Source organism: Actinomadura sp. NPDC048394, assembly GCF_040651755.1.
Taxonomy (GTDB): domain Bacteria; phylum Actinomycetota; class Actinomycetes; order Streptosporangiales; family Streptosporangiaceae; genus Spirillospora; species Spirillospora montaniterrae.
This window is the reverse complement of sequence record NZ_JBEZJL010000032.1, coordinates 1-22,316: the sequence shown is the minus strand read 5'-3', so window position 1 is coordinate 22,316 and position 22,316 is coordinate 1. Positions and strand designations below refer to the sequence as shown.

The window sequence follows — 22,316 nt, the reverse complement described above, 5'->3', positions numbered from 1 at the left end:
GGTGCGGAATCGGAGGGTGCGAGGTGGAGCTGGGTGTCGGGTGCGGACGGTACGCGGGGCGGACGGTGCACCGCGCGAAGGTGCACCGCCCCATCGGGACCCGGCCGGATACGGCCGGGTCAGACCTTGCTGGAGTGCAGGGGCTTGTCGTCGCCCGCCGAGGCGGCCGGGCCGCCGTCGGCCCGGTTCCGCACCACGGAGCTGATGAACGCGGCGATGATCAGGCCCGCGCCGACCCCTCCGGTGAGCCACTCGGGGACGTGCCGGCCGATGCTGACCAGCATGCAGACGGCGAGCGCGCCGATCGCCCAGTGGGCGCCGTGCTCCAGGTAGATGTACTCGTGCAGGGTGCCCTTGCGGACGAGGAACACCGTCAGCGACCGGATGTACATGGCGCCGATGCCGAGGCCCAGCGCGATGATGATCGGGTCGGTGCTGATCGCGAACGCGCCGATCACGCCGTCGAAGCTGAACGAGGCGTCCAGCACCTCCAGGTAGAGGAACAGGAAGAACCCGGCCTTGCCGGTGGCGAGGGCCAGCGAACTCGGCCCGGACCTCGCCGGGGCCCGCTCCGCGGCGGGCTCGGCGGCGCCGTCGCCGTCCTCGTCGTCCTCGTCCTCGGTCGCCTCGGAGAACAGCTCGCCGAGCCCGTTCACCAGGATGTAGGTCACCATGCCGAGCACGCCGGCGATCATGACCTGGCCGGGGTCGTCGGCGAACAGCCCGGCGGTGAACGCCAGCGCGCCGCCCGCGACGACGACCGACAGCTGGTCGAGCTTGCCGATCCGCGCCAGCGGCGCCTCCAGCCACGGCAGCCACTTGTCGGCCCGCTCCTCGAACACGAAGTCCAGGAACAGCATCAGCAGGAACATCCCGCCGAACGCCGCGATCATCGGATACGCGTCGTTCATCAGGTGGTGGTACTTGTGCGGGTCGTTCAGCGCCAGGTCGAACGCCTCGAAGGGGTTCAGCTTGGCGGTGATGCCGACGATCAGCAGCGGGAAGACCAGCCGCATGCCGAACACCGCGATCGCGATGCCGACGGTCAGGAAGATCTTCTGCCAGAACGGGCTCATCCGGTCCAGCACCTTGGCGTTGACCACGGCGTTGTCGAACGACAGCGAGATCTCCAGCACGGCGAGGACCGCGACCAGGGCGAGCCCGGTCCCCCCGTCGTACAGGGCGGCGACCAGAAGGCCGAGGACGGTGATGCCGAAGGCCCAACCGAAGGTGCGAAGAATCATGCGCGTATTTCTCTGAGAGGGACGGCCGGACCGGCCGGCCGTCCTGCGGGGCGGCGGCGGCCGTCAGCCGACGTTGACGCCGAAGTCCATGGCGATGCCGGCGAGGCCCGAGGCGTAGCCCTGGCCGACCGCCCGGAACTTCCACTCGGCGCCGTGCCGGTACAGCTCACCGAAGACCATGGCGGTCTCGGTGGAGGCGTCCTCGGTCAGGTCGAAGCGGGCGAGCTCGCTGCCGTCGGTCCGGTTGACGATCCGGATGAAGGCGTTGCGGACCTGCCCGAAGTTCTGCTGCCGGTTGTCGGCGTCGTAGATCGACACCGGGAACACGATCCGGTCGCAGTCCTGCGGCACGCCGGTCAGGTCGACGTTGATCGACTCGTCGTCGCCCTCCCCCTCGCCGGTCAGGTTGTCGCCGGTGTGCTCGACGGAGCCGTCCGGGCTCTTCAGGTTGTTGAAGAACACGAAGTGCTGGTCGGAGATCACCTTGCCGGACGGGCCGAGCATCAGCGCGGAGGCGTCCAGGTCGAAGTCGGCGCCGGTGGTGGCGCGCACGTCCCAGCCGAGCCCCACGGTGACGGCGGACAGATTGGGCGCGGCCTTCGTCAGCGAGACGTTGCCGCCCTTGGCGAGTGAGACTCCCATGTTCGGGCCACTCCCTTCCCGGGGTAGAGGTCGTTCAGATGTTGACGCCGAAGTCCATCGCGATGCCCGCCAGCCCGGAGGCGTAGCCCTGGCCGACCGCGCGGAACTTCCAGTCGGACCCGTTGCGGTACAGCTCGCCGAAGACCATCGCGGTCTCCATGGACGCGTCCTCGGTGAGGTCGTAGCGGGCCATCTCGGACCGGTCGCCCTGGTTCAGCACCCGGATGTAGGCGTTGCGGACCTGCCCGAAGTTCTGGCCGCGGCTGTCGGCGTCGTAGATCGACACGGCGAACGCGACCCGCTCGGCCTCCGCGGGCATCGCGCCGAAGTTCACGTTGATCTGCTCGTCGTCGCCCTCGCCCGCGCCGGTGGTGTTGTCGCCGGTGTGCTCGACGCCGCCGTCGGGGGTCCGCAGGTTGTTGAAGAAGACGAAGTGCTGGTCGGTGAGGATCTTGCCGGAGGCGTCCAGGACCAGCGCGGAGGCGTCGAGGTCGAAGTCGGTGCCCGTCGTGGTGCGCAGGTCCCAGCCGAGCCCCACCGTCACCGCCGACAGGCCGGGGGCCTGCTTGGTGAGCGAGACGTTGCCGCCCTTGCTGAGGCTGACTCCCACGGCGTTCCTCCAAGATCGCATGACGTACCGGACGCCGGGCAGGCGTCTCGCTATATCGACGCAGCAGCGATGCTATCCGTTCCATCCGTTGTGGACGCATTACGCGAGAAGCCCGGGACTGCGCGAGACTGGGCGTTGAGGACGAAGGGAGGCGGCGTTGCGGGGACCGGGCGACCAGCGGCGGCGCGGCAGGGGCGGTCAGGCCGCCGACGCGGCGATCCAGGCGCGCGAGGCGGCCGCCACCGCCTTCTACGACATGGACCAGGCGCAGAAGTTCCTCGACGGGCGCGTGACCGTCTTCGAGGATCTGGACGCGGCCGCCGCCGCGCCGGTCCGGCGGGAGTTCGCGGGGCTCTCGGAGGCCGCCGACGCGGCCTCCGTGGCCTACATCTCCGTGCTGGACGCGCACGACCTCGACGACCGGGACCGGTCGCCCGCCGAGTTCGACGCGGCACGCCGCGCGTTCCTGGCGTCCACGGAGCGGCTGCAGCAGATCACCCGGAACCTGAACGGGTTCGCCGAGCGGCTCGCACCGCGGATGGCGCGGCTGGAGGCGGCCCTCGACCAGCTCCCGCCGCGGCTCACCGCCGCGCGGGAGGCCGTCGCGGCCGCCGATTCCGCCGTGCAGGCGGCGCGGGCGGCCGGGATGGACGCCGCCGACCCGGAGGCGGAGCTGGCGCGCGCGAAGGAGGCCCTGGCGCTGCTGAGCTCGCAGGGGCTCGGCGGGCTCGGGCTGGATGGGGCGATGCGCAAGGCCGACGAGGTGCGCGTGATCGCCGAGAGCGCCCGCCTGGCGGCCGAGGAACTGCCGAAGATGGCGGAGAAGGTGCGCAACTCGCTCGCCTCGGTCCGGACCCGCGTGGACGTCGTGGCGAACCGCGCCGGGCCCGTCCGGGAGGCGATGAAGGTGCTGCTGCGGGCCTACTCGCAGGCCTGCTGGCAGGACCTGCGGGGCGCGCCGGAGGCCGTCGAGGCGGGCGTTGAGCGCGCGCGCGAGCGGCTGAACGAGGCGGCGGCGTTCGCCGGCCGCGCCGAGTGGAAGCAGGCGCAGCAGGCGCTGACGGCCGCGCGCACCGAGCTGAACGGCGCCGACCGGCGCGCCGGGCAGGTCACCGGGCGGGTGACGGAGCTGGAGGCGGTCGCCGCCGACCCCGAGAAGCCCGTCGAGAGCGCCCGTTTCGCGGTGCGGGACGCACAGCGGCTCGCCATGGCGCAGCCCGGCGGCGCCGCGCCGCACCATGCGCGCGCGCTGGACGCCCTGGTGGAACGGCTGGAGCACGCGCCGAAGCGGCTCACCGGCGCGCACCCGGACTACTGGGCCTACCTCCAGGAACTGGAGTCCATCAAGACCGCCGCGGGCGACGTGGTCACCCGCATCCGCTCCGAACGCGCCGGAGGCGGCTCCTGAGAGCCGCCTACAGCGACCTCTAGGGCGCGCCAAGGCGCCCCCTAGGACGAACCCCTGGACGCACTGGGCGAGCCCTACGCGAACAGGGTCTCGCCCCAGTAGCCGCCCTCCTTCACGCCGGGCGGGCACGCGAAGATCCCCGATCCGACGTGCTGGACGTACTCGTTCATCGCGTCCGACGCCAGCGACTCCTGGATCTTGATGAAGCCGGTGCGCGGGTCGCGCTGGAACGCGATGAAGAACAGGCCCGCCTCCAGCCGCCCCAGCCCGTCCGAGCCGTCGGTGAAGGAGTAGCCGCGCCGCAGGATCCGCGCGCCGCCGTTGGAGTCGGGGTGCGCCAGCCGGACGTGCGCGTCCGGCTTCATCCGCGCCAGGACGGGCTTGTCGCGCTCCTTCTTCTCCCCGACCGGGGCGCCCTCGGACTTGCTCCGCCCGAAGACGTCCTCCTGCTCGCGCAGGGACGTCCGGTCCCAGATCTCGATGTGCATCCGGATCCGGCGCGCCACCAGGTAGGAGCCGCCCGCCATCCAGTCCGAGCCATCGCCCTTGCCGGCCCAGACGTGCTTGTCGAGCAGCGCCGTGTCGTTCGTGCCGATGTTGTCCGTGCCGTCCTTGAACCCGAACAGGTTCCGCGGCGTCTGCGCGTCCGGCGTCGTCGAGGACGTCTTGCCGAACCCGAGCTGCGACCAGCGGACGCCGACGACGCCCATCCCGATCCGCGCCAGGTTGCGGATGGCGTGCACCGCCACCTGCGGGTCGTCCGCGCAGGCCTGCACGCAGATGTCGCCGCCGCTGCGGTCCGGGTCGAGGTTCTCGCCGGAGAAGTGCGGCAGGTCCACCAGCGCCGCCGGGCGCTTCGCCTTGATCCCGAACCGGTCCTTGCCGTCCTTCTCGAACAGCGTCGGGCCGAACCCGATCGTCAGCGTCAGCCGGGACGCGGGCAGCCCGAGGGCCTCGCCGGTGTCGTCCGGCGGCGCCACACCGACCTCCGGGATCGCGCCGTCGCCGATCGCCCGCCCGGCGGTCATGTCGGCCGCGGCCTTCGTCCAGTCCTTCAGCATCTGGACGAGCTTGCCGCGGTCGTCGGTGGTGACGTCGAACGCGGCGAAGTGCAGCCGGTCCTGGACGGGGGTCGCGATGCCCGCCTGGTGGGGGCCGTGGAACGGGACCGGGGCGGCCGTGTCGGAGCCGCCGGTGTCGGCGGACGCGACCCGGTCCAGGCCGGCCCCGGCCGCGGCGCCGACCAGCAGGCTGGCGCCGGAGAACCCGAGCATCCGGCGGCGGGACATCCCGGCGCGCGGCGCCTCCGGCGAGCGGGATCCGGTGTCCGACGGGCGGGACTGCGTCATTTCGCCACGACCTCCGCGAGCTTGGACAGCGGCTCGCCCAGCGCGTTCACCGCGTCGGCGAGCTTCTTGCGGTCGTCCTTGCCGACCTTGTCGTAGGAGACGTAGCCGTCGCCCTCCTCGTGCTTCTTCAGCAGCGCGTAGACGGCGGCGAAGTTCTCGTCCAGGTCCTTGGCGAGCTGCGCGTCCTTCTCCTGGACGACCGGCTTGAGCAGGTCGTAGGCCTTCTTCGCGCCGTCCACGTTGGCCTTGAAGTCGACGAGGTCGGTGTGGCTGAACGTCTCCTCCTCACCGGTGACCTTGCCGGTGGCGACCTCGTCCAGCAGGCCCTTCGCGCCCGCGGCCATGTCGTTGACGGGGTCGAGGGTGAGGCCCGGCAGCCGGCCCTTCAGCGTCTCGAGGTCCGCGAGGAGCTGATCGCCGTACTTCTCCTTGCCCTTGACGGAGCCGTCCTTGAACAGCGCCTTCTCCAGCAGGTGCCAGCCGGACCAGTCGTTCTTCTCGTCCGGCTTGAGGTCGGCCTCGCGGGTGTCGACCTTGCCGTCGATGTCGCTGAACTTCTCCGCGACGGACTCGATCGACTCCCAGCCGACGCGGGACGGCGCGTACAGCTTCTTCGCCTTCTCGACGTCGTCGGCCTTCACCGCCGCCACGAACGGCTTCGTCTTGGCGATGGTGTCGTCGAGCTGGGCGATGACGTAGGCCTTGTAGTCGGTGGCGGCCTGGGTGAGCCGCGGGTCGGCGCCGCCGCCCTGGCCGGTGACCGTGACCTCCTGCGACGGGCCCTTGCCGGTCTGCCCGGCGCTGCACAGCAGCTTGTACTTGCCCTCCGGCAGGTTCACCACGAAGTTCACGCTGGTGCCGGGGCCGATGTTCTCGCGCTCGGCGAGGATGCTGCCGTCCGGCTTGAGCACCTCGAACTCGTTGACCTCCGAGCCCTTGTTGGACACCTTGAACGAGTTCTTCCCGGCGGGCAGCTCGGTCTTGCCGACCTCGCACTTGTCCTTGGACGCCGTCACGGGGACGGCGCCGGCCGCGTCCGCCTTCCCGTCACCGCCGCACGCCGAGAGGAGGGACATCGACACGGCGGCCACGCCGCTGAGGGCGAGCACGGAGGCAGGACGCATGGGGGACTCCAGGATGCAATGGTTAGGCTCACCTAAATTAGCCAAGGCTGCCCTCACCCCGTCAAGTCGCCCCCGCGACAGTGAGGCATCCCACGCGTCCCGCGGGTTCAGCGCGGGCGGTCGTTGATCCCCATCGTCAGGTTCCGCGCGACCATCGGCGGGCCCGACTGCGGCTCGCCGTACGGCGGCAGATGCCCCTGCTGGGAGTGCTGGAGATGCTGCGACGCCTGCGGATGCGGCGCCTGCTGCGCCGGCTCGGCCCACACGGCCGTCCCGTACGCGCACACCTCGTGGCCCCCGCCGGGCAGCGCCGCGGTGTCGAACCGCATCCCGACCACCGTGTTCGCGCCCTTGCGGCGCGCCTCCTCGCCGAGCCGGTCCACCGCCTCGCGGCGCGCGGCGGCGAGCCCGAGGGCCGGCCGGTCGCCCGTCACGCGGAACGTCGCGCTGCTCCCCGAATGTCCGGGCTGCACCCCGGCCTGATCGGTCTGGACGGCCGTCCCCAGGGCCTCGCCGAGCACGCTGCGGATCTCGTACCCGGCAACGCCATCAGTCGTCACGATCAGCATGGGCATTACGGTAATCCACCGTCCGCCCGAAATGCGACGTCAAGCGCCGGATCCGCGGAACCCGGCGACCACGGCGAGCGATCGGCGCGTACGGCGAGCGACCGCCCTCCGGGCCGCTCGGGCCCGGAGGGCGGTCGCCCCCTGTCGTTCTCCCCCGCCCGGTCCCGGTCCGGACGGGCCGCTCCTACTCGAGGTACTCGCGCAGCATCTGCGCGCGGGACGGGTGCCGCAGCTTGGCCAGGGTCTTGGACTCGATCTGCCGGATCCGCTCCCTGGTCACGCCGAACTCCCGGCCGACCTCCTCCAGCGTGCGCGGATGCCCGTCGGTCAGGCCGAAGCGCAGCTGGATGATGCGCTGCTCCCGCTCCGACAGCGTGCCGAGGATGTCCTCGAGCTGGTCCTGCAGCAGGATGAACGCGGCGGCCTCGATCGGCACCACCGCGTCCGCGTCCTCGATGAAGTCGCCGAGGTCGGAGTCCTCCTCACCGATCGGCGACTGCAGCGAGACCGGCTCCTGCGCGATCCGCTGGATCTCCACGACCCGGACGGGCGGCAGCCCCATCTCCAGGCCGATCTCCTCGGGGGTGGGTTCGCGGCCGAGGTCCTGGTGCATCTGCCGCTGCACGCGGACCAGTTTGTTGATCGTCTCCACCATGTGCACCGGGATCCGGATGGTCCTCGCCTGGTCGGCGATCGCGCGGGTGATCGCCTGCCGGATCCACCAGGTGGCGTAGGTGGAGAACTTGAACCCCTTCGTGTAGTCGAACTTCTCGACCGCACGGATGAGTCCGAGATTCCCTTCCTGGATCAGGTCGAGGAACAGCATTCCCCGGCCCACGTACCGTTTCGCGATCGAGACCACCAGCCGCAGGTTGGCCTCGATCAGCCGTTGCTTCGCCCGGACTCCGTCGCGGGAGAGCAGTTCGAGGTCGATCCGCTCGGCGCGGGAGAGGACGGCCGTGTGCGCCATCTTCTCCTCCGCGAACAGCCCCGCCTCGATCGATTTCGCCAGTTCTACTTCATCTTCTGCCGTGAGAAGCGGTACGCGCCCGATCTCTCTCAGATAGATCCGGACCAGGTCGCTCGTCGGCGCCCGCTTGCCGAGGTCTCCCTCATCCGCTCGCGCGACGTCCTCGGTCTCCTGCTGAGATTCGAGGACCTCTACCCCCTGCTCTGCGAGCATCCGGACGACCCGCTCGAGGGAGTCGTCCGGCAAGTCCGAGCGATCGAGCGCGGCAGCGACGTCTTCGACGGTCACACCGCCGCGCTCTCTGCCGCGTGCGACGAGGTCCGCCACCTGATCAACCGATGGCGCCTCGCTTGGCAGCACCGAAGGGCCCACGGGGACAGTCTGCGACAGATGCGGCCTAGATCACAGGACCCATTTCGCGGTAATACCGGCTACTGGGATCCAAGCCCTCGCTCCCGCAACACCCGTCTCTGCTGCTCAAGCGCGACAAGATCGCCGAAGAGCCGGTTGTACTGCTCGGGGTCCTCGACCGGATTCAGCCGCTGGAGTTTAGATTTCACGTCCGCGATCATGCGGGTGAGCTGGCGTTCCTGTATTCGGGCCAGCAGTTCCACGGCATAGCGGTCGTCCGATTCCTGTGCGGACCGTACCGGCTCGACTCCGAGCATGGTGATCAGATCCCTGACCTGCTCGTTCGGCGCCCTCTCCAGCAGCGTCACGGCCCACTCGGAGGCGTTGCCCGCCGCGGTCACGCCGCCCGCCTGCGCGATCACCGCGCGCACCGCGGCGTGCGGCGGCGCGATGAACGCACCCTCCGGGACCTCGTCGAACACCGGCCCGAGCATCGCCGGACGCTGCACCGCCAGCTTCAGCAGCTCGCGCTCCCGCTGCACCTCCGGGTCGTTCGGGTCGTAGGCCGGCCGCTGCGGCGCGGCCCCGTTCCCGCCGTTCCCGTTGCCGGCGCCGTTTCCGTTCCCGTTGCCGTTCGGCAGGGGGGCGCCGCGCCCGTTCCCGCGGCCGTTCCGCGCCTGCGCGTGCCGCCGGTTCGCCAGCTCCCGGACGCGGCGCAGCACGAACTGCTCGTCCATGATCCCGAGCCACCGGTCGAGGCTCACCGCGTACATCTGCCGCAGCGCCCGGTCCTTGATGGCCGCGACGACGGGCGCCGCCGCGTCCAGCGCGGCCAGCCGCCCCTCCGCGGTGTCGAGGTCGTGCTGCTGGATCGCGCTGCGCACCGCGAACTCGAACAGCGGCAGCCGCGACGCGACCAGGTCGCGCACCGCCGCGTCGCCGTGCCGGATCCGCAGGTCGCACGGGTCCAGGCCGTCCGGCTGGACGGCCACGAACGTCTGCGTCACGAACTTCTGCTCGTCGGCGAACGCGCGCAGCGCCGCCTTCTGGCCCGCCGAGTCGCCGTCGAAAGTGAAGATCACCTCGCCGCGGAACTCGTCCTGGTCCATCAGCAGCCGGCGCAGGATCTTGATGTGGTCGTCGCCGAACGCCGTCCCGCACGTGGCGATCGCGGTCTGCACGCCGGACAGGTGGCAGGCCATCACGTCGGTGTAGCCCTCGACCACCACGGCCTGCCGCCGCCGCGCGATCTCCTTCTTCGCCAGGTCCGCCCCGTACAGCACCGAGCTCTTGTGGAACAGCGGCGACTCGGGGGTGTTCAGGTACTTCGGGCCGTCGTCGTCCTCGTAGAGGCGGCGCGCGCCGAACCCGATGACGTCGCCGGACAGGTCGCGGATCGGCCACATCAGCCGGCCGCGGAACCGGTCCATCGGGCCGCGGCGCCCCTCCTTGGCCAGGCCGCCGGCGACGATGTCACGGTCGGCGAACCCGCGCCCGCGCAGGTGCCGGACGAGGCCCTCCCACTCGCGCGGCGCGAACCCGACGCCGAAGTGCGCGGCGTCCGCGGCCTCGAACCCGCGCTCGGACAGGAACGTGCGGCCGATCGCGCCCTCGGGCGAGGCGAGGTGCTCGACGTAGAACTCGGCCGCCGCCTTGTGCGCCTCCAGCAGGCGCGCGCGCTGCCCGGTGTCCTGGCGGGGACCGCGCCCGCCGCCGTCCTCGTAGCGGAGCTGGATGCCGACCTGCGCGGCGAGCCGCTCCACCGCCTCGGAGAACGACAGGTGCTCGATCTCCTGGACGAACTTGATGACGTCGCCGCCCGCCTCGCAGCCGAAGCAGAAGTACAGCCCCCGCGACGGGGTCACGTTGAACGACGGCGACTTCTCGTCGTGGAAGGGGCACAGGCCCTTGAGGTTGCCGCCGCCCGCGCTCCGCAGCTGCAGGTACTCGCCGATGACGTCGGCGATGGACGACCGCTCGCGTACGAGCGCGATGTCCTCATTGCGAATACGGCCTGCCACAGCGAAGGAGTCTACGGCGCCGCGCCGACATCCAAGGCATCACACCGCAACCCGCATCGAGGGAGGCGGGGGTGGCCGGACCCGGCCTTGTTAACGGCTGGTAACCCTGCGCCAGCTATGGACAAACGGATTGTGACGCGATGAGATGACCCACCGAGTTCTTGCCCACCCCCAGGCGGCCCTGATGACGGATGTTGTGCTGGACGGCGTCGAGAAGGTGTATCCCGGCGGGCAGGTCGCCGTCCGCAAGGTCCGGCTGCGGATCAACGACGGCGAGCTGTTCGTGCTCCTCGGGCCGTCCGGATGCGGGAAGTCCACCATCCTGCGGATGATCGCGGGGCTGGAGGAGATCACGTCCGGGGACCTGTGGCTGAACGGGTCGGTGGCCAACGACCTGGCGCCGCGCGAGCGGAACGTGGCGATGGTGTTCCAGGAGGGCGCGCTCTATCCGCACCGCACCGTCAAGGGGAACATGATGTTCCCGCTGGAGGTGTCGGGCGACGACCGCGCGGAGGCGTCGGAGAAGGTCGTCGAGCTGGCGCGCGCGCTCGGCCTCAACACGATGATCGACCGGCTGCCTGGCACGCTGTCCGGCGGGCAGCGGCAACGCGCCGCGATCGGCCGCGCGCTGATCCGCGAGCCGTCGCTGTTCCTGATGGACGAGCCGCTGTCCAGCCTGGACGCCGGGCTGCGCACCGAGCTGCGCGTGGAGATCGCCGCGCTGGTCCGCTCGAGCCGCACCACCACCGTCTACGTCACGCACGACCAGATCGAGGCCATGACGATGGCCGACCGGATGGCGGTGCTGCGCGACGGCGTCCTGGAGGACGTCGGCACGCCCGAGCAGATCTACGAGGACCCGGCGACGGTGTTCGTCGCGGCGTTCCTCAGCTCGCCGCCGATCAACCTGCTGCAGGCGACGCTGTGGGCCGTCGAGGGCGAGGGGCTGCTGCTCGACCTCGGGCCGCAGCGGCTGACGATCCCGTGGGACGACCCGCGCGCGTCGTCGCTGATCAGCCATCACGGGCAGATGGTGATCGCCGGGATCCGGCCGGACACGCTGGTCCCGATCGCGCCGGGCTCGCCCGCCCGGCAGGGGACGGTGCTGTCCGGGCAGGTCCATTCGCTGGAGTTCCACGGCCACGAGTGGCTCGCGTACGCGCAGGCCGGCATCCCGACCGTGGACGCGAGCGAGTTCGGGCGGCCGGTCCCCGCGGCGGTGCCCGAGGTCCGGCAGCCGGGCCTGCGCGACCGGCTGCGGGAGATGCTCGGCCGGCCGTCCTCCGGCGGGCCCGGGCAGGCCGAGGAGCACGCCGGGCACCACCGCCGCTCCGACCTGATCTTCCGCGCGAACCCGGGGCAGCGCCCGAACCGCGGCGACCACGTCGCGCTGACGGTGAACCTCGACCGGATGCTGCTGTTCGGCGCGGACGGCCGCCGCATCACGCCCGTCCAGCGCTGACGCCCGTCCCCCGCCGGGCCGGACCGCGGTCCTCAGGTCTCCTTTCCGTACACGCCGGCGCCGCGTTCGAACGCCGAGAGCGTCGGGTCGTGGTCGAGCGGCCCGGTGTCGGACATCACGCTCATCCAGTGGTGGAAGTTGTCACCGCGCTCCACCAGCAGCTCGTACAGCCGGCGCGTGAGGCGCCGCCGGACGTCCGCGAGCTCGGGGTGGTCGATGCGGTTGAGCAGCTCGTGCGGGTCGGCGTCCAGGTCGTACAGCTCGTCGCGGGACTCCGGGTTGACCACGAGCTTGTACCGGCCGTCGTGGATCATCCGCTGCGGGTAGGGGAAGTGGTGGCCGTGGAACTCGGCGACGCACTCCCGCCGCCACGGGACGTCGCGTCCCTCGACCAGCGGCAGAACGCTGCGCCCGTCGACCGCCGGGGCCGTGTCCTGCCCGGCGAGGTCGAGGATGGTGGCGGTCAGGTCCATGAGCCCGACGAACTCTTCGCTGACGCGCCCCTCCGGCGCGCCCGGGACCCGGACGATGCCGGGCGTGCGGTAGATGTCCTCGTACATGGCCGGGCCCTTGTCGTGCAGCCGGTGCGCCCCGGTGAACTCGCCGTGGTCGGCGGTGAACAGGACGGCCGTCGAGCCGTCGAGACCGAGGTCCGCGAGGGCGGCCAGGATGCGGCCGATCTCGTGGTCGATCATCGCGACGTAGCCCCGGTAGACCGCGATCAGCTCGCGGGACACCTCCTCCGGCAGCGTGTCGTAGGTCCACAGCTCGCTGTACCTGCGCTGCACGGCGGGCTTGCCCTCGAACGTCTCGGCCACCGACGCGGGCAGCTCGACGTCCGCCGGGTCGTAGCGGTCGTAGTACTCGTCCGGGAGCAGGTACGGCAGGTGCGGTCCGAAGAAGTGGGTCGCGAGGAAGAACGGGCGGCGGCCCGTCCTGTAGTCCTCGGCGTACCGCTCCAGGTGCTCGATCGCGCGGGTGGCGAGGTAGTGCTCGAACGTCGCCTCCAGCGGCTGGCTCAGCCGCGCCGCGAGCAGGTTGCCCGGCCTGCGGTTCGGCAGCGTCCCCCGGATCGGGTTCGTGATCGCGAACGGGGGGAGCCCGCGTTCCTCCAGGTAGGCGAGGTAGTCGGGGTGGTCCACCGGGTTGTGCCAGCCGGGCAGGTGCGGGCCGTCGAAGCCGTAGTGGCCCGCGCTCCGCTCGGCGCCGACGTGCCATTTGCCGATGAGGCCGAGGTTGTATCCGGCCTTGGCGAGCGGTTCGGCGAAGGTGAACTGGCCGTCGGCCAGCTCGTCCAGGTAGCCGACGTTGCGCTCCCGGTTGGCGAGCAGCCGGTGCCGGAACGGCGCGTACCCGGTGAGCAGGCTGGCCCGGGCGGGCGCGCAGATCGCGGTCGGCGTGTAGGACCGGTCGAAGCGCGTTCCCGCGGCCGCCAGGGCGTCCAGGTGCGGGGTGCTCACCGAGCCGTCCGCCGCGTAGCAGCCGAGCGTGTCGACCCGGTGCTGGTCGGTCATCAGGAACAGGATGTTGCGGGGCGCGTCCGCTCCGGTCACTTGCCGGCCGCCTTCGCGTACAGGTCGCCCGCGTAGTAGGTGTCGGCCTTCGGCACGGACTTCAGCTTCCCGGACTCGGCGAACAGCGCGGACAGCCCGTCCAGCCACTTGGCGACGGTCCCGTCCTGCGTCTTCGCGACGAGGTCGGCGGTCGACGGGTACTCGCCGTTCGCGGCGTCCGCCTTGACCTTGTCGACCGGCAGCTTCATGAACGCGGCGGTCAGCTTGACCGTCTCGTCCAGGTGCGCGGCGCGGTAGTCGGCGGCCTCCTGGAGCACCCGGTCGAGCTTGGTGACGAGCTCGGGCTTGCGGCTCGGCAGGTCGGAGGCGCTGACGAACGCGTTGGGGAAGCTCATCGCCGGGTAGAAGTCGCGGTCGCCGGCGAGGTCGACCAGGTCCGGCTTGCGCTGCTTGATCGTGTCGATCAGGGGGTACCAGATGCCGGCCGCGTCGATCTGGCCGGAGGCGAACGCGGACACGATCGTCGTCGGGTCCATCGCGACCTTCTTCACGTCCTTGGCGGTCAGCCCGGCCCGCTTCAGCGCGAGCGACAGGATCATGTCGCCGGACGTGCCCTCCGGCACCCCGACCTTCTTGCCCTTCAGGTCGGCGACCGTGCGGATCCCGCGGCCCGGCTGGGCGATCACGTGGTCGGCGAACCCCAGCCCGTTGATCGCGATGATCTTCGCCTTGCCGGACGCGGGCAGCCAGAACGCCCCCGGGCCGATGTAGCCGGCGTCCAGGTCCCCGGCGCCGAGCGCCTGGATCTGCAGCGGGCCGTTGGTGAACACCTTCGTCTCGGGCTTGAGGCCCTGCTTCTTCCACAGCCCCTGCTTCGCGGCGATCGCGAGCAGGCTGGAGCCGTTGAAGTCGGCGATGTAGCCGAACCGGACCTTCTCCCCCGACCCGCCGGACCCGGCCTTCGCGTCGCCGCCGCAACCGGCCGACGACAGGGCCAGCACGGCCGCGGCGAGTCCCGCCAGCGCGGTGCGCATCCTCACGTGGTGTTCCCTTCCTGGTGGTAGACCGCATGCCAGATGCGGTTGCGGATCTCCGCGAACTCCGGGGACAGCCGCACCTCCTCGGTGCGGGGGCGCGGCAGGCCGACGTCCACGACCTCCTGGACGCGGCCCGGCGAGGCCATGACGACGACCCGGCCGCCGAGGTAGGCGGCCTCGTCCACGTCGTGGGTGATGAACAGGACCGTGCGGCGCTCCCGGCCCCAGATGTCGAGGAGCCGGTCCTGCATGCGGACGCGGGTCAGCGCGTCGAGGGCGCCGAACGGCTCGTCCATCAGCAGGATCCGCGGCTCGGCGGCGTAGGCGCGGGCGAGCGCGCAGCGCTGCCGCATCCCGCCCGACAGCGTCCGCGGATGGGCGTCGGCGAAGTCGCCGAGCCCGACGAGGTCGATGAAGTGCTCGGCCCGCGCCCGGCGCTCCCGCCGTGGCACCCCGGCGACCTTCAGCCCGAACTCGACGTTCCCCCGCACGGTCAGCCAGGGGAACAGCGCGTACTGCTGGAAGATCACGCCGCGTTCCGGGCCCGGTCCGGTGACCGGGCGGCCGTCGACCAGGACCTCGCCGGAGGTCGGCGGGACGAGCCCGGCGGCGACGCCGAGCAGCGTGCTCTTGCCGCAGCCGGACGGCCCGACGACGGTGACGAACTCCTCGTCGGCGATGCCGAGGTCCACCCGGCCGAGCGCGGTGACGGCGGTCCCGCCGCCGGCGGCCGGGTAGACCTTCCCCACCCCGCGGAACTCGATCTTGGCGGCGTCCGGCGGGGCCGCCTTCCCCGTTCGGGCGCCGTCCGGGCGCGTCCCGTTCACCGGCGGTCCTGCCAGCCGCCGAGCCGCCGCTCCGCGAGCAGCAGCAGCCGGTCCATGAGCAGGCCGAGCACGCCGATCGTGATCAGCCCGACGAAGATCGTGGGGAGGTCGTAGTAGACCTGGGCCTGCTGCATCCGGAAGCCGAGCCCCTGCTGCGCGGCGATCAGCTCGGCCGCCACCAGGGTGGCCCACGCCGAGCCGAGCCCGATCCGCATCCCGACGACGATGAACGGCGTCGAGGCCGGGACGACGACGCGGGTGAAGATGACCCGGTCCCCGGCGCCGAGCACCCGTGCCGCGTTGACCAGCGTGGGATCCACCCCTATCACGCCCTGAAAAGTAGAGATCACGCACGACAGGAAGGCGCCCAGCGCGATCACCAGGATCTTCGGCGTCTCGCCGATGCCGAGCACGACGATGGCCAGCGGGATGATCGCCAGCGGCGGGATCGTCCGGAAGAACTGCACCCACGGCTCCAGCAGCCCGCGCGCGACGCCGTACCAGCCCATCAGGAAGCCGGCCGGGACCGCCAGGGCCGTCCCCAGCGCGAACCCCAGGAGCACCCGGCGCAGGCTGGCCAGCGCGTCGCCCTCCAGCGTCCCGTCGCCGATCAGCTCGCCCGCGCGGTGCGCCACCCGGACCGGGCCCGGCAGGCCCTCGACGCCGAGGCCGGCGAGGAGCGCCCAGAACCCGATGCCGAGCAGCAGCGCGATGAGGTTGAGGCCGAGGCCGCGCATGCGGGACGGCTCCCTCCGGCGCCGGGCCTCCCGCACCGGCCGCGGCGCCGGCGCGGTCACGGTGCCCATCGGCCCACCTCCTCGGACGAGAGCTCCAGGGTGCGCAGCTCGTGGGCACCGTCCGCCCGGGTCATCTCGTAGTAGAGGCGCACCCGCCCGCCGTCCTGCGGGACCGCGTCCACGTACCGCACCGACCCCGTGCCGGACGCGGACGCGACCGCCGGCCCGTCCGGCGTCAGCCGCGTCCAGTCGAGGAGGTCCTTCGACCAGGCCAGCCCGGTCTTCTCCTCGTAGTTGCGGGTGTGGTCGGCCTCGCCGTCGTAGAAGCCGAGGTAGCCGCCGCCGGTCTCCACGACGCTGTTGAGGCGGGCCGCCCAGCGGTCCCAGCCGGTCCCCGGCGCGAAGACGGTCCCGCGCCACTTCCACGTCGTCCCGTCGTCGGCGCTCTCGGCGAGCGCCGACACCGAGTCCGACAGGCCCGTGTTGTGGATGTCGGCGGTGGCGTGGGCGCACTCGCGGTCCTCGTCGGAGAGCGCGGCCCGCGCGGCGCTGACCAGCATCACCAGGCGCCCGTCCGCAGTGCGCACGACCCGCGGGTCCTTGACGCCCTCCGTGCCGGTGGCCGCCGCGGTGAACACCGGGCGCCGCGCCGCCACGTCGAACCCGTCGGGCGCCGCCGCCTCGGCCACGTCGATCCGCCACCGGCCGTCGGCCGGGTCCACATAGCTCAGGTACAGCTGGTACGCGCCGTCGAGCCGCCGGTACAGGCTGAAGCGCTCCATCGAGGGCGTGCCCAGCTCGCCCTTCTCCACGGACCAGACGTCCTCGAAGGCCAGCCCGTCGTCGCTCACCGCGATCGCGCAGCGCCAACCGCGCTCCGTGCCCGCGGCGCCGCGCGGCCGCCGGCGCCGGTACGTCAGCAGGTGGCGGCCCTCGTCGCGCAGGACGCCGGGACAGCCCACCCAGTAGCCGGGCTCGGCCCGCTCGGGCTCGAACACCGTGACGCCCGCCTCGGGGTCGAAACTCATACGGGGGTCCCTCCTGCCATCAGAAACGGATAGCCCGCCAGGAGCGGGGAGTCATGGGCCACCAGGGCGATCGCGCCGAGCGCGCCCGCCCCGGGGCCGAGTGCCGCCGGGCTCAGCCGCAGGTCGCCGCGGACCATCGGCAGGGCGTGCCGCCGCAGCGCCTCCTCCGCCGGGCCGAGCAGCGCTCCGCCGGCGGCCGCCAGTTCGCCGCCCACCACGACCCGCTCGGGGGCCACGGTGTTGCAGACCCCGGCGAGGACGAGGCCGAGCGCCCGCCCGGCCCGCTCGAACGCCGCCCGCGCCGCGGCGTCCCCCGCCTCCAGCGCGGCGAGCGCGCCGGGCAGGTCGTCGCTGCCGCTCGCGTCCAGGACGGCGGGGATCGACGCGTAGGTCTCCAGGCAGCCGCGGCCGCCGCAGCCGCACGGGGCCCCCTCCGGGTCCACCGGCACGTGCCCGATCTCCCCGGCCGTGCCGTCGGCACCGCGCAGCAGCCGGCCGTCCGCCACGATGCCGCCGCCGACGCCGTCCGAGAGCCGCACGTAGACCAGGTCGGACGAGCCCGCCCCGGCACCCCGCACGGCCTCCGCCAGCGCCGCCAGCCGGGTGTTGTTGTCGGCGGCGACCGGCACCCCGAAGTGCTCGCCGACCGCCTCCGCGACCTCGCGCGCCGCGCCGCCCGGACGCCCGTCGCGGTCCCGCGGCACGGGCCCGGTCACTCCGACGCCGACGCCCGTCAGGGGCCCGAGGTCGACCCGGAACGACTCGACCAGGGCACAGGCGATCCGGACCCGACGCGCCCAGGGAGTCGACCGGGCGTACGAGCGCGTCCCGGTGGCGGCCACCTGCTGCGCGGCGTCCGCGACGGCCACGTGCACGCGGCGGTGCCCGAAGTCCATCCCGAGCGTCCGGCCGGCGGCGGGGTTCAGCGTGATGAGCTCGGCCGGGCGCCCCGGGGCGCGCCGCCCGGTGGCCGCCGCCGTGGTGGTGACCACGGCGCCGCGCTCCTGGAGCGCGCCGACGATGTCCGACAGCGTCGACCGGGACAGCCCCGACAGCCGGGCGATCTCGGCCCGGCTCAGCGGGCCCCGGGCGCGCAGCAGCGCGAGGATCCGCTCCTCGTGCCCGCGCCGGACCAGCCCGAGGACCCCGGGCTCCGCACCGGACGCCATGCCGTTCCCCGTTCTGTCGAGACTCCGGACAAAATCTCCGCTGGTGAGAGAGGAGGCTAACAGCCTCTAAATCGGTTTTCCATACGGATTTAGTGGGCTATTGGGGTGAAGCGGGTCACAGCTTCCCCAGTACGCTCCGCCTAGCCGAGGATGCGCCGCAGCCGGCGCAGGCCCTCGGCGATCTCCGGCAGCGTGACGGCGCCGTAGCCGAACACCAGCCCCGGCGCCGCCGGCCCGTCGACGGCGAACTCCGACAGCGCGAACAGCCCGATCCCCTCCGCCAGCGCCTCACGGACGATGGCCGCGTCGTCCGTCCCGTCCGGCAGCGCCGCGCTCAGATGCAGGCCCGCCGCCGACGGCACCACCTCCAGCCGGTCCGCGAACAGCGTGCCGAGCAGCCCCGCGACCCGCTCGTGCCGGGCCTGGTACTCGCGCCGTGACCTGCGGATATGCCGCGCGAGCAGGCCCTCGTCGATGAACCGGGCCAGCGCCGCCTGCGCCGGCAGGTCCGCGTGCCAGGACGAGACGTACCGCGCCAGCCGGAACGCGCGGTGCAGCGACGGCGGCGCGACGAGGAACCCCAGTCGCACCACCGGACGCATGATCTTGGAGAAGGTGCCCATGTACAGCACGCGGCCGCCGTCGTCCAGGCTCTGCAGCGGCTCGATCGGCCGTCCCCCGTACCGGTACTCGGTGTCGTAGTCGTCCTCGACGATCACCACGTCCCGGCGCCGTGCCCACTCCAGCAGCGCGCGGCGGCGCGGCAGCGACATCGGCATCCCCAGCGGGAACTGGTGCGACGGCGTCACGTAGACGGCCCGCGCCTCGTCCGGCAGCGCGTCCACCCGCAGGCCCTCCGCGTCCACCGGCACGCCCCGCACCCGCAGGCCCGCCGCCTGCAGCAGCATCCGGACCGGCGGGTATCCGGGATCCTCGACCGCCACCACGTCCCCCGGCTCCAGCAGCACCCGGACGACCAGGTCGAGCGCCTGCTGGATGCCCGACGTCACCACCACGTCCGCGGCGGCGGCCCGCACCGACCGCGAGACCCCCACGTGCCGGGCGATCGCCTCCCGCAACTCCTCCAGCCCCGCCGGGTCCCCGGCCGCCGCCGGGTCGCCGAGCGCGGACGGGCGCAGCCGCCCCGCCATGATCCGCCGCCACGACTCGTACGGGAACAGCCGGACGTCCGGCAGGCCCGCCCGGAAGTCCCAGGTGATCCCGGGCATCCGCGCCGGCCAGACCCGCACCTCGTCCCAGACCCCGCGCGGCCGCAGCGGCGACGCCACCGGACGCTCCCGCTCCTGGAAGCCGGCGTCCCTTACGAACGTCCCCGCCCCCACCCGGCTCTCCAGGAACCCCTCCGCCGCGAGCCGGTCGTAGGCCACCGCCACCGTGTTCCGCGAGATCGCCAGCCGCCGCGCCAGCTCCCGCGTCGGCGGCGCCGCCTCCCCCGCGCGCAGCCGCCCGTCCAGGATCGCCGCGCGCAGCTGCCGGTAGATCTGGCCCGCCAGATCCTTGCGCCCGACGAGGCTCACATGCAGGTCCACGCGTCCGACCCTAGACCGGCTCAGTCGTTTTCCACGTTTTTGGCCCTGTACCTGAGCCACTCGCCGTTCCTACGGTGGCCGCATGGACCTGCTGACCGAACTGCTCACCACCGACTTCCGGCCCCTGGACCGCAAGGCCGCCGACCTCTACCTCGCGGCCGTCGCCCAGGTGAAACCGGACGCGCTCACCCTGCCGACGCCGTGCCCCGACTGGACCCTGCACGGCCTCCTCCGCCACCAGGTCAGCCAGGACCAGGGCTTCGCGGCCGCCACCCGCGGCGACGGCGCCCCCCTGGCGAACTGGCACGGCGGCGACCTCGGCGACGACCCCTACGCCGCCGCCGCGGCCTCCCTCGACCTCGTCACCGAGGCGTTCGCCGCGACGCCCCTCGACGCCGGGCTCGTCCTCCCCGAGATCCGCGACGGCGGCCCGTTCCCCGCCGCGCTCGCGATCGGCTTCCACTTCGTCGACCTCGTCGTCCACGCCTGGGACGTCGCCGAGACGATCGGCGCCCCCTGGGAGCCCGGCGACGAGCTGGTCGCCGCGTCCCTCAAGGTCGCCGCGATCGTCCCCACCGGCGCCGACGACCGGGGGCCGGGGACGTCCTTCGCGCCCGTCGTCCCGTCCGCGGACGACGCGTCCCCGCAGGACCGCCTCCTCGCCCTCCTCGGACGCTCCGCCTCATGGAACCGCTGAGGAGCTGGCGGCCCGGCCCCGCCGCGGGCAACGGACCGGTGCTGGTGAGCGTCACCGACTTCACCTGCGCCCACCCGTCCGACCTCCCGAAGGTCTACCGGGCCGGCCTGGACCTGCGCCGGGCCTGGCCCGGCCTCGAAGGCGCCGTCGGCCTCTGGCTGTGGACGAAGCCGCTGCGGCTGCGCAGCGGCTCCGTCTCCATCTGGGAGACCCGCGAGGACCTGCACCGCTTCGTCGCCTGGCCGCCGCACGTCGCCATCATGCGCCGCTTCCGGAACCGCGGCGCCATCCGCGCCCACACCTGGACCGCGGACCGCTTCGACCCCGCCGAGACCTGGGCCCGCGCCGCCCGCCTGCTCGCTCAGGCCGGAGAGCCCTCGCAGACCGCGCCCGCATAGAAGCCGATCTTGAACTTGATGTGCTCCTGCTGCTCGCGCAGCCGGGCGATCTGCTCCTCCACGCGGCGGTCGTGCTCCTGCAGCAGCTCCAGCCGCTCCCGCACGGTCTCGGCGCCGCCGCGCGCGAGCTCGGAGTACCGCAGCATCTCCGCGATCGGCATCCCCGTCTCGCGCAGGCACCGCAGCATCCCGAGCCACTGCAGGTCGCCGTCACTGAAAACGCGCCGCCCGGACGCGTTCCGCGCGATCCCTTCGAGCAGCCCGATCTTCTCGTAGTAACGCAACGTGTCGATGCTGAAACCGCTTCGCTCGGCGGTCTCGGCCGGGGAATAGGAGCTCACGCGCTCCAGGATCCCACCTGGAGCACACTCCAGGTCAATCCCCGCCCGCCCGGTCCAGGAACCCCGCCACGGCCTCGACGAACCACCGGGGATCGTCCAACCACGGAAAATGCCCCGCTCCCGGCTGCACGACCGCCGTCCCCGCCGGGAACGCCGCCGCGATATCGACGGCGACCCGGGGCAACGGCCCACCGTCGAGCTCCCCGGCCAGGACGAGAACCCGCGCATCCAGCCCCGCAACGGCCCGCCGCGCCACCGCCGGCTCGAACGCCTCCGGGGACGCGTACAACTCCGCCGCCCGCTCGTTCGTCTCCGCGAGCTCGCTTTTCGCATGCGCCAGCGCCGCCGCGTCCCAACGCCCATAGAAGAACGGCACCACCGCCTCCCAATCGGCCTCGGACGCGCTGCCCGCCAACACCGCCTCGAACGCGGCACGCCCCGGCTCGAACCACGGCTCGCCCTTCCGCAGCTCCATCGCCTCCCGGCGATGCTCCACCGTGAAGTCGACCCCCAACGCACGCGCCCGCCCCGCGACCAGGATCAACGACCGCACCCGCTCCGGATGGCGCACCGCATACAGGATCGCCAGGTCACCACCCGCCGAATGCGCAAGCAGATCGACCCGCTCCAAGCCCAGATGCTCCCGCAGAGCCTCCACGTCATCGACCTGGCGATCACACCGATACGTCGCCGGATCGACGGGTCTCCCCGATTCGCCGGTACCACGCAGATCAAGCATGACGAGCCGGCGTCTTCCCGACAGCCCGCCGAGATCCCCGAGATAGGAGGAAGCCCGCATCGGCCCACCCGGAACGCACAACAACGGCTCGCCGCTCGCGCCGTCGTCCTGGCGACCGACCACGCGGTAGGCGAGGCGCGTACCGTCCCGTGCACTCAAAACCGGCATCCCACCATCCTGGCAGCGGACCTACCTCACAGAGATCACCTTTGGTCATCGCCACTACGTCGCTCTCCAGACCGCGCCAAGAGGCACCAGTACGCCGGAACAGAGACCAACGCGACCGAGAGCAGGAAAGCAAGACGGAAAGGCCAGGCAGCCATGCGAGACGGCGATGCGAGGCCCGGGGAGGTAGCCCGGGGAAGCGGCCTGGGAGGCGGCGAAGCGGCTGCGGCACGGCGTGTGGAGGGCCTCCAAGGTGTTCGGGTGCATCACAAGAGGGGTGTTCGGGTGGTGGGGTGGCGCTTGCGTACGGGGCCGCCCCTCCAAAGTCAAGGGCGCCTTCGGCGTCGCTTCGCGATGGACTTCG

At 72.3% G+C, this 22,316-nt stretch carries 21 protein-coding genes; 4 read left to right on the top strand and 17 right to left on the bottom strand.

The window, feature by feature from the left end; translation table 11 throughout:
• Window positions 1-119 precede the first annotated feature (119 nt).
• The 3 genes from AB0C78_RS23755 to AB0C78_RS23745 form a co-directional block, all read right to left on the bottom strand.
• Complete coding sequence (locus AB0C78_RS23755; protein ID WP_360751374.1) at window positions 120-1,244, bottom strand: DUF475 domain-containing protein; 1,125 nt, start codon at window positions 1,242-1,244, stop codon at window positions 120-122.
• Between the two features lie 63 nt (window positions 1,245-1,307).
• Window positions 1,308-1,886, bottom strand: coding sequence for a TerD family protein (locus tag AB0C78_RS23750; protein ID WP_151539149.1), 579 nt, complete (start codon window positions 1,884-1,886; stop codon window positions 1,308-1,310).
• A gap of 34 nt (window positions 1,887-1,920) precedes the next feature.
• Window positions 1,921-2,496, bottom strand: a complete 576-nt coding sequence (locus AB0C78_RS23745) for a TerD family protein (RefSeq protein WP_151539148.1) — start codon at window positions 2,494-2,496, stop codon at window positions 1,921-1,923.
• 157 nt (window positions 2,497-2,653) lie between these two features.
• Between AB0C78_RS23745 and AB0C78_RS23740 the strand changes: the two genes are divergently transcribed.
• Entirely contained in the window at window positions 2,654-3,904 is a 1,251-nt protein-coding gene (locus AB0C78_RS23740) for a molecular chaperone DnaJ (RefSeq protein ID WP_360751369.1), read from the top strand.
• Between the two features lie 74 nt (window positions 3,905-3,978).
• On the opposite strand, the gene efeB is transcribed toward AB0C78_RS23740, so the two are convergent.
• From efeB to dnaG, 5 genes are all read right to left on the bottom strand, one after another.
• Window positions 3,979-5,253, bottom strand: coding sequence for an iron uptake transporter deferrochelatase/peroxidase subunit (gene efeB, locus AB0C78_RS23735; RefSeq protein ID WP_360751366.1), 1,275 nt, complete (start codon window positions 5,251-5,253; stop codon window positions 3,979-3,981).
• Complete coding sequence (gene efeO / locus AB0C78_RS23730; RefSeq protein WP_360751364.1) at window positions 5,250-6,377, bottom strand: iron uptake system protein EfeO; 1,128 nt, start codon at window positions 6,375-6,377, stop codon at window positions 5,250-5,252. The genes efeB and efeO overlap by 4 nt, the downstream gene beginning before the upstream one ends.
• Before the next feature lie 107 nt (window positions 6,378-6,484).
• Complete coding sequence (locus AB0C78_RS23725; RefSeq protein ID WP_360751361.1) at window positions 6,485-6,946, bottom strand: heavy metal-binding domain-containing protein; 462 nt, start codon at window positions 6,944-6,946, stop codon at window positions 6,485-6,487.
• A gap of 184 nt (window positions 6,947-7,130) precedes the next feature.
• On the bottom strand, window positions 7,131-8,276 hold the full coding sequence (gene rpoD, locus AB0C78_RS23720; RefSeq protein ID WP_225991430.1) for an RNA polymerase sigma factor RpoD: 1,146 nt from the start codon (window positions 8,274-8,276) through the stop codon (window positions 7,131-7,133).
• 71 nt (window positions 8,277-8,347) lie between these two features.
• Window positions 8,348-10,288: a DNA primase gene (gene dnaG / locus AB0C78_RS23715; protein ID WP_360751358.1), complete on the bottom strand. Its 1,941-nt coding sequence runs from the start codon at window positions 10,286-10,288 to the stop codon at window positions 8,348-8,350.
• Window positions 10,289-10,472: 184 nt separating this feature from the next.
• On the opposite strand from dnaG, the gene AB0C78_RS23710 reads away from it, so the two are divergent.
• Window positions 10,473-11,750 carry an ABC transporter ATP-binding protein gene (locus tag AB0C78_RS23710; protein ID WP_360751356.1) on the top strand — a complete coding sequence of 426 codons (1,278 nt, stop codon included), beginning with the start codon at window positions 10,473-10,475 and terminating at the stop codon, window positions 11,748-11,750.
• 32 nt (window positions 11,751-11,782) lie between these two features.
• Here the strand turns inward: AB0C78_RS23710 and AB0C78_RS23705 are convergent, their stop codons facing one another.
• From AB0C78_RS23705 to AB0C78_RS23675, 7 genes are all read right to left on the bottom strand, one after another.
• Window positions 11,783-13,303: a sulfatase-like hydrolase/transferase gene (locus AB0C78_RS23705; protein WP_360751354.1), complete on the bottom strand. Its 1,521-nt coding sequence runs from the start codon at window positions 13,301-13,303 to the stop codon at window positions 11,783-11,785.
• Window positions 13,300-14,298 carry an aliphatic sulfonate ABC transporter substrate-binding protein gene (locus AB0C78_RS23700; protein WP_360751564.1) on the bottom strand — a complete coding sequence of 333 codons (999 nt, stop codon included), beginning with the start codon at window positions 14,296-14,298 and terminating at the stop codon, window positions 13,300-13,302. The genes AB0C78_RS23705 and AB0C78_RS23700 overlap by 4 nt, the downstream gene beginning before the upstream one ends.
• Window positions 14,299-14,300: 2 nt before the next feature.
• Window positions 14,301-15,128, bottom strand: coding sequence for an ABC transporter ATP-binding protein (locus AB0C78_RS23695; protein ID WP_360751351.1), 828 nt, complete (start codon window positions 15,126-15,128; stop codon window positions 14,301-14,303).
• Window positions 15,125-15,934: an ABC transporter permease gene (locus AB0C78_RS23690; protein WP_360751349.1), complete on the bottom strand. Its 810-nt coding sequence runs from the start codon at window positions 15,932-15,934 to the stop codon at window positions 15,125-15,127. The genes AB0C78_RS23695 and AB0C78_RS23690 overlap by 4 nt, the downstream gene beginning before the upstream one ends.
• Window positions 15,922-16,893: a hypothetical protein gene (locus AB0C78_RS23685; RefSeq protein ID WP_360751346.1), complete on the bottom strand. Its 972-nt coding sequence runs from the start codon at window positions 16,891-16,893 to the stop codon at window positions 15,922-15,924. The genes AB0C78_RS23690 and AB0C78_RS23685 overlap by 13 nt, the downstream gene beginning before the upstream one ends.
• Window positions 16,890-18,062, bottom strand: a complete 1,173-nt coding sequence (locus AB0C78_RS23680; protein WP_360751343.1) for an ROK family transcriptional regulator — start codon at window positions 18,060-18,062, stop codon at window positions 16,890-16,892. The genes AB0C78_RS23685 and AB0C78_RS23680 overlap by 4 nt, the downstream gene beginning before the upstream one ends.
• A 140-nt stretch (window positions 18,063-18,202) precedes the next feature.
• Window positions 18,203-19,612 carry a PLP-dependent aminotransferase family protein gene (locus AB0C78_RS23675; RefSeq protein WP_360751340.1) on the bottom strand — a complete coding sequence of 470 codons (1,410 nt, stop codon included), beginning with the start codon at window positions 19,610-19,612 and terminating at the stop codon, window positions 18,203-18,205.
• A gap of 82 nt (window positions 19,613-19,694) precedes the next feature.
• Here AB0C78_RS23675 and AB0C78_RS23670 point away from each other — a divergent pair, with 82 nt between their 5' ends.
• Window positions 19,695-20,309: a TIGR03086 family metal-binding protein gene (locus tag AB0C78_RS23670; RefSeq protein ID WP_360751337.1), complete on the top strand. Its 615-nt coding sequence runs from the start codon at window positions 19,695-19,697 to the stop codon at window positions 20,307-20,309.
• The gene (locus AB0C78_RS23665) at window positions 20,297-20,707 is read left to right on the top strand and encodes a hypothetical protein (protein WP_360751335.1); all 411 of its coding nucleotides are present in this window, start codon (window positions 20,297-20,299) and stop codon (window positions 20,705-20,707) included. The genes AB0C78_RS23670 and AB0C78_RS23665 overlap by 13 nt, the downstream gene beginning before the upstream one ends.
• On the opposite strand, the gene AB0C78_RS23660 is transcribed toward AB0C78_RS23665, so the two are convergent.
• Both AB0C78_RS23660 and AB0C78_RS23655 read right to left on the bottom strand, forming a co-directional pair.
• Window positions 20,671-21,048 carry a MerR family transcriptional regulator gene (locus AB0C78_RS23660; RefSeq protein WP_151539134.1) on the bottom strand — a complete coding sequence of 126 codons (378 nt, stop codon included), beginning with the start codon at window positions 21,046-21,048 and terminating at the stop codon, window positions 20,671-20,673. The two genes, AB0C78_RS23665 and AB0C78_RS23660, sit on opposite strands and share 37 nt — an antisense overlap.
• Before the next feature lie 34 nt (window positions 21,049-21,082).
• Window positions 21,083-21,955: an alpha/beta hydrolase gene (locus AB0C78_RS23655; RefSeq protein WP_360751332.1), complete on the bottom strand. Its 873-nt coding sequence runs from the start codon at window positions 21,953-21,955 to the stop codon at window positions 21,083-21,085.
• Window positions 21,956-22,316: the final 361 nt, after the last annotated feature.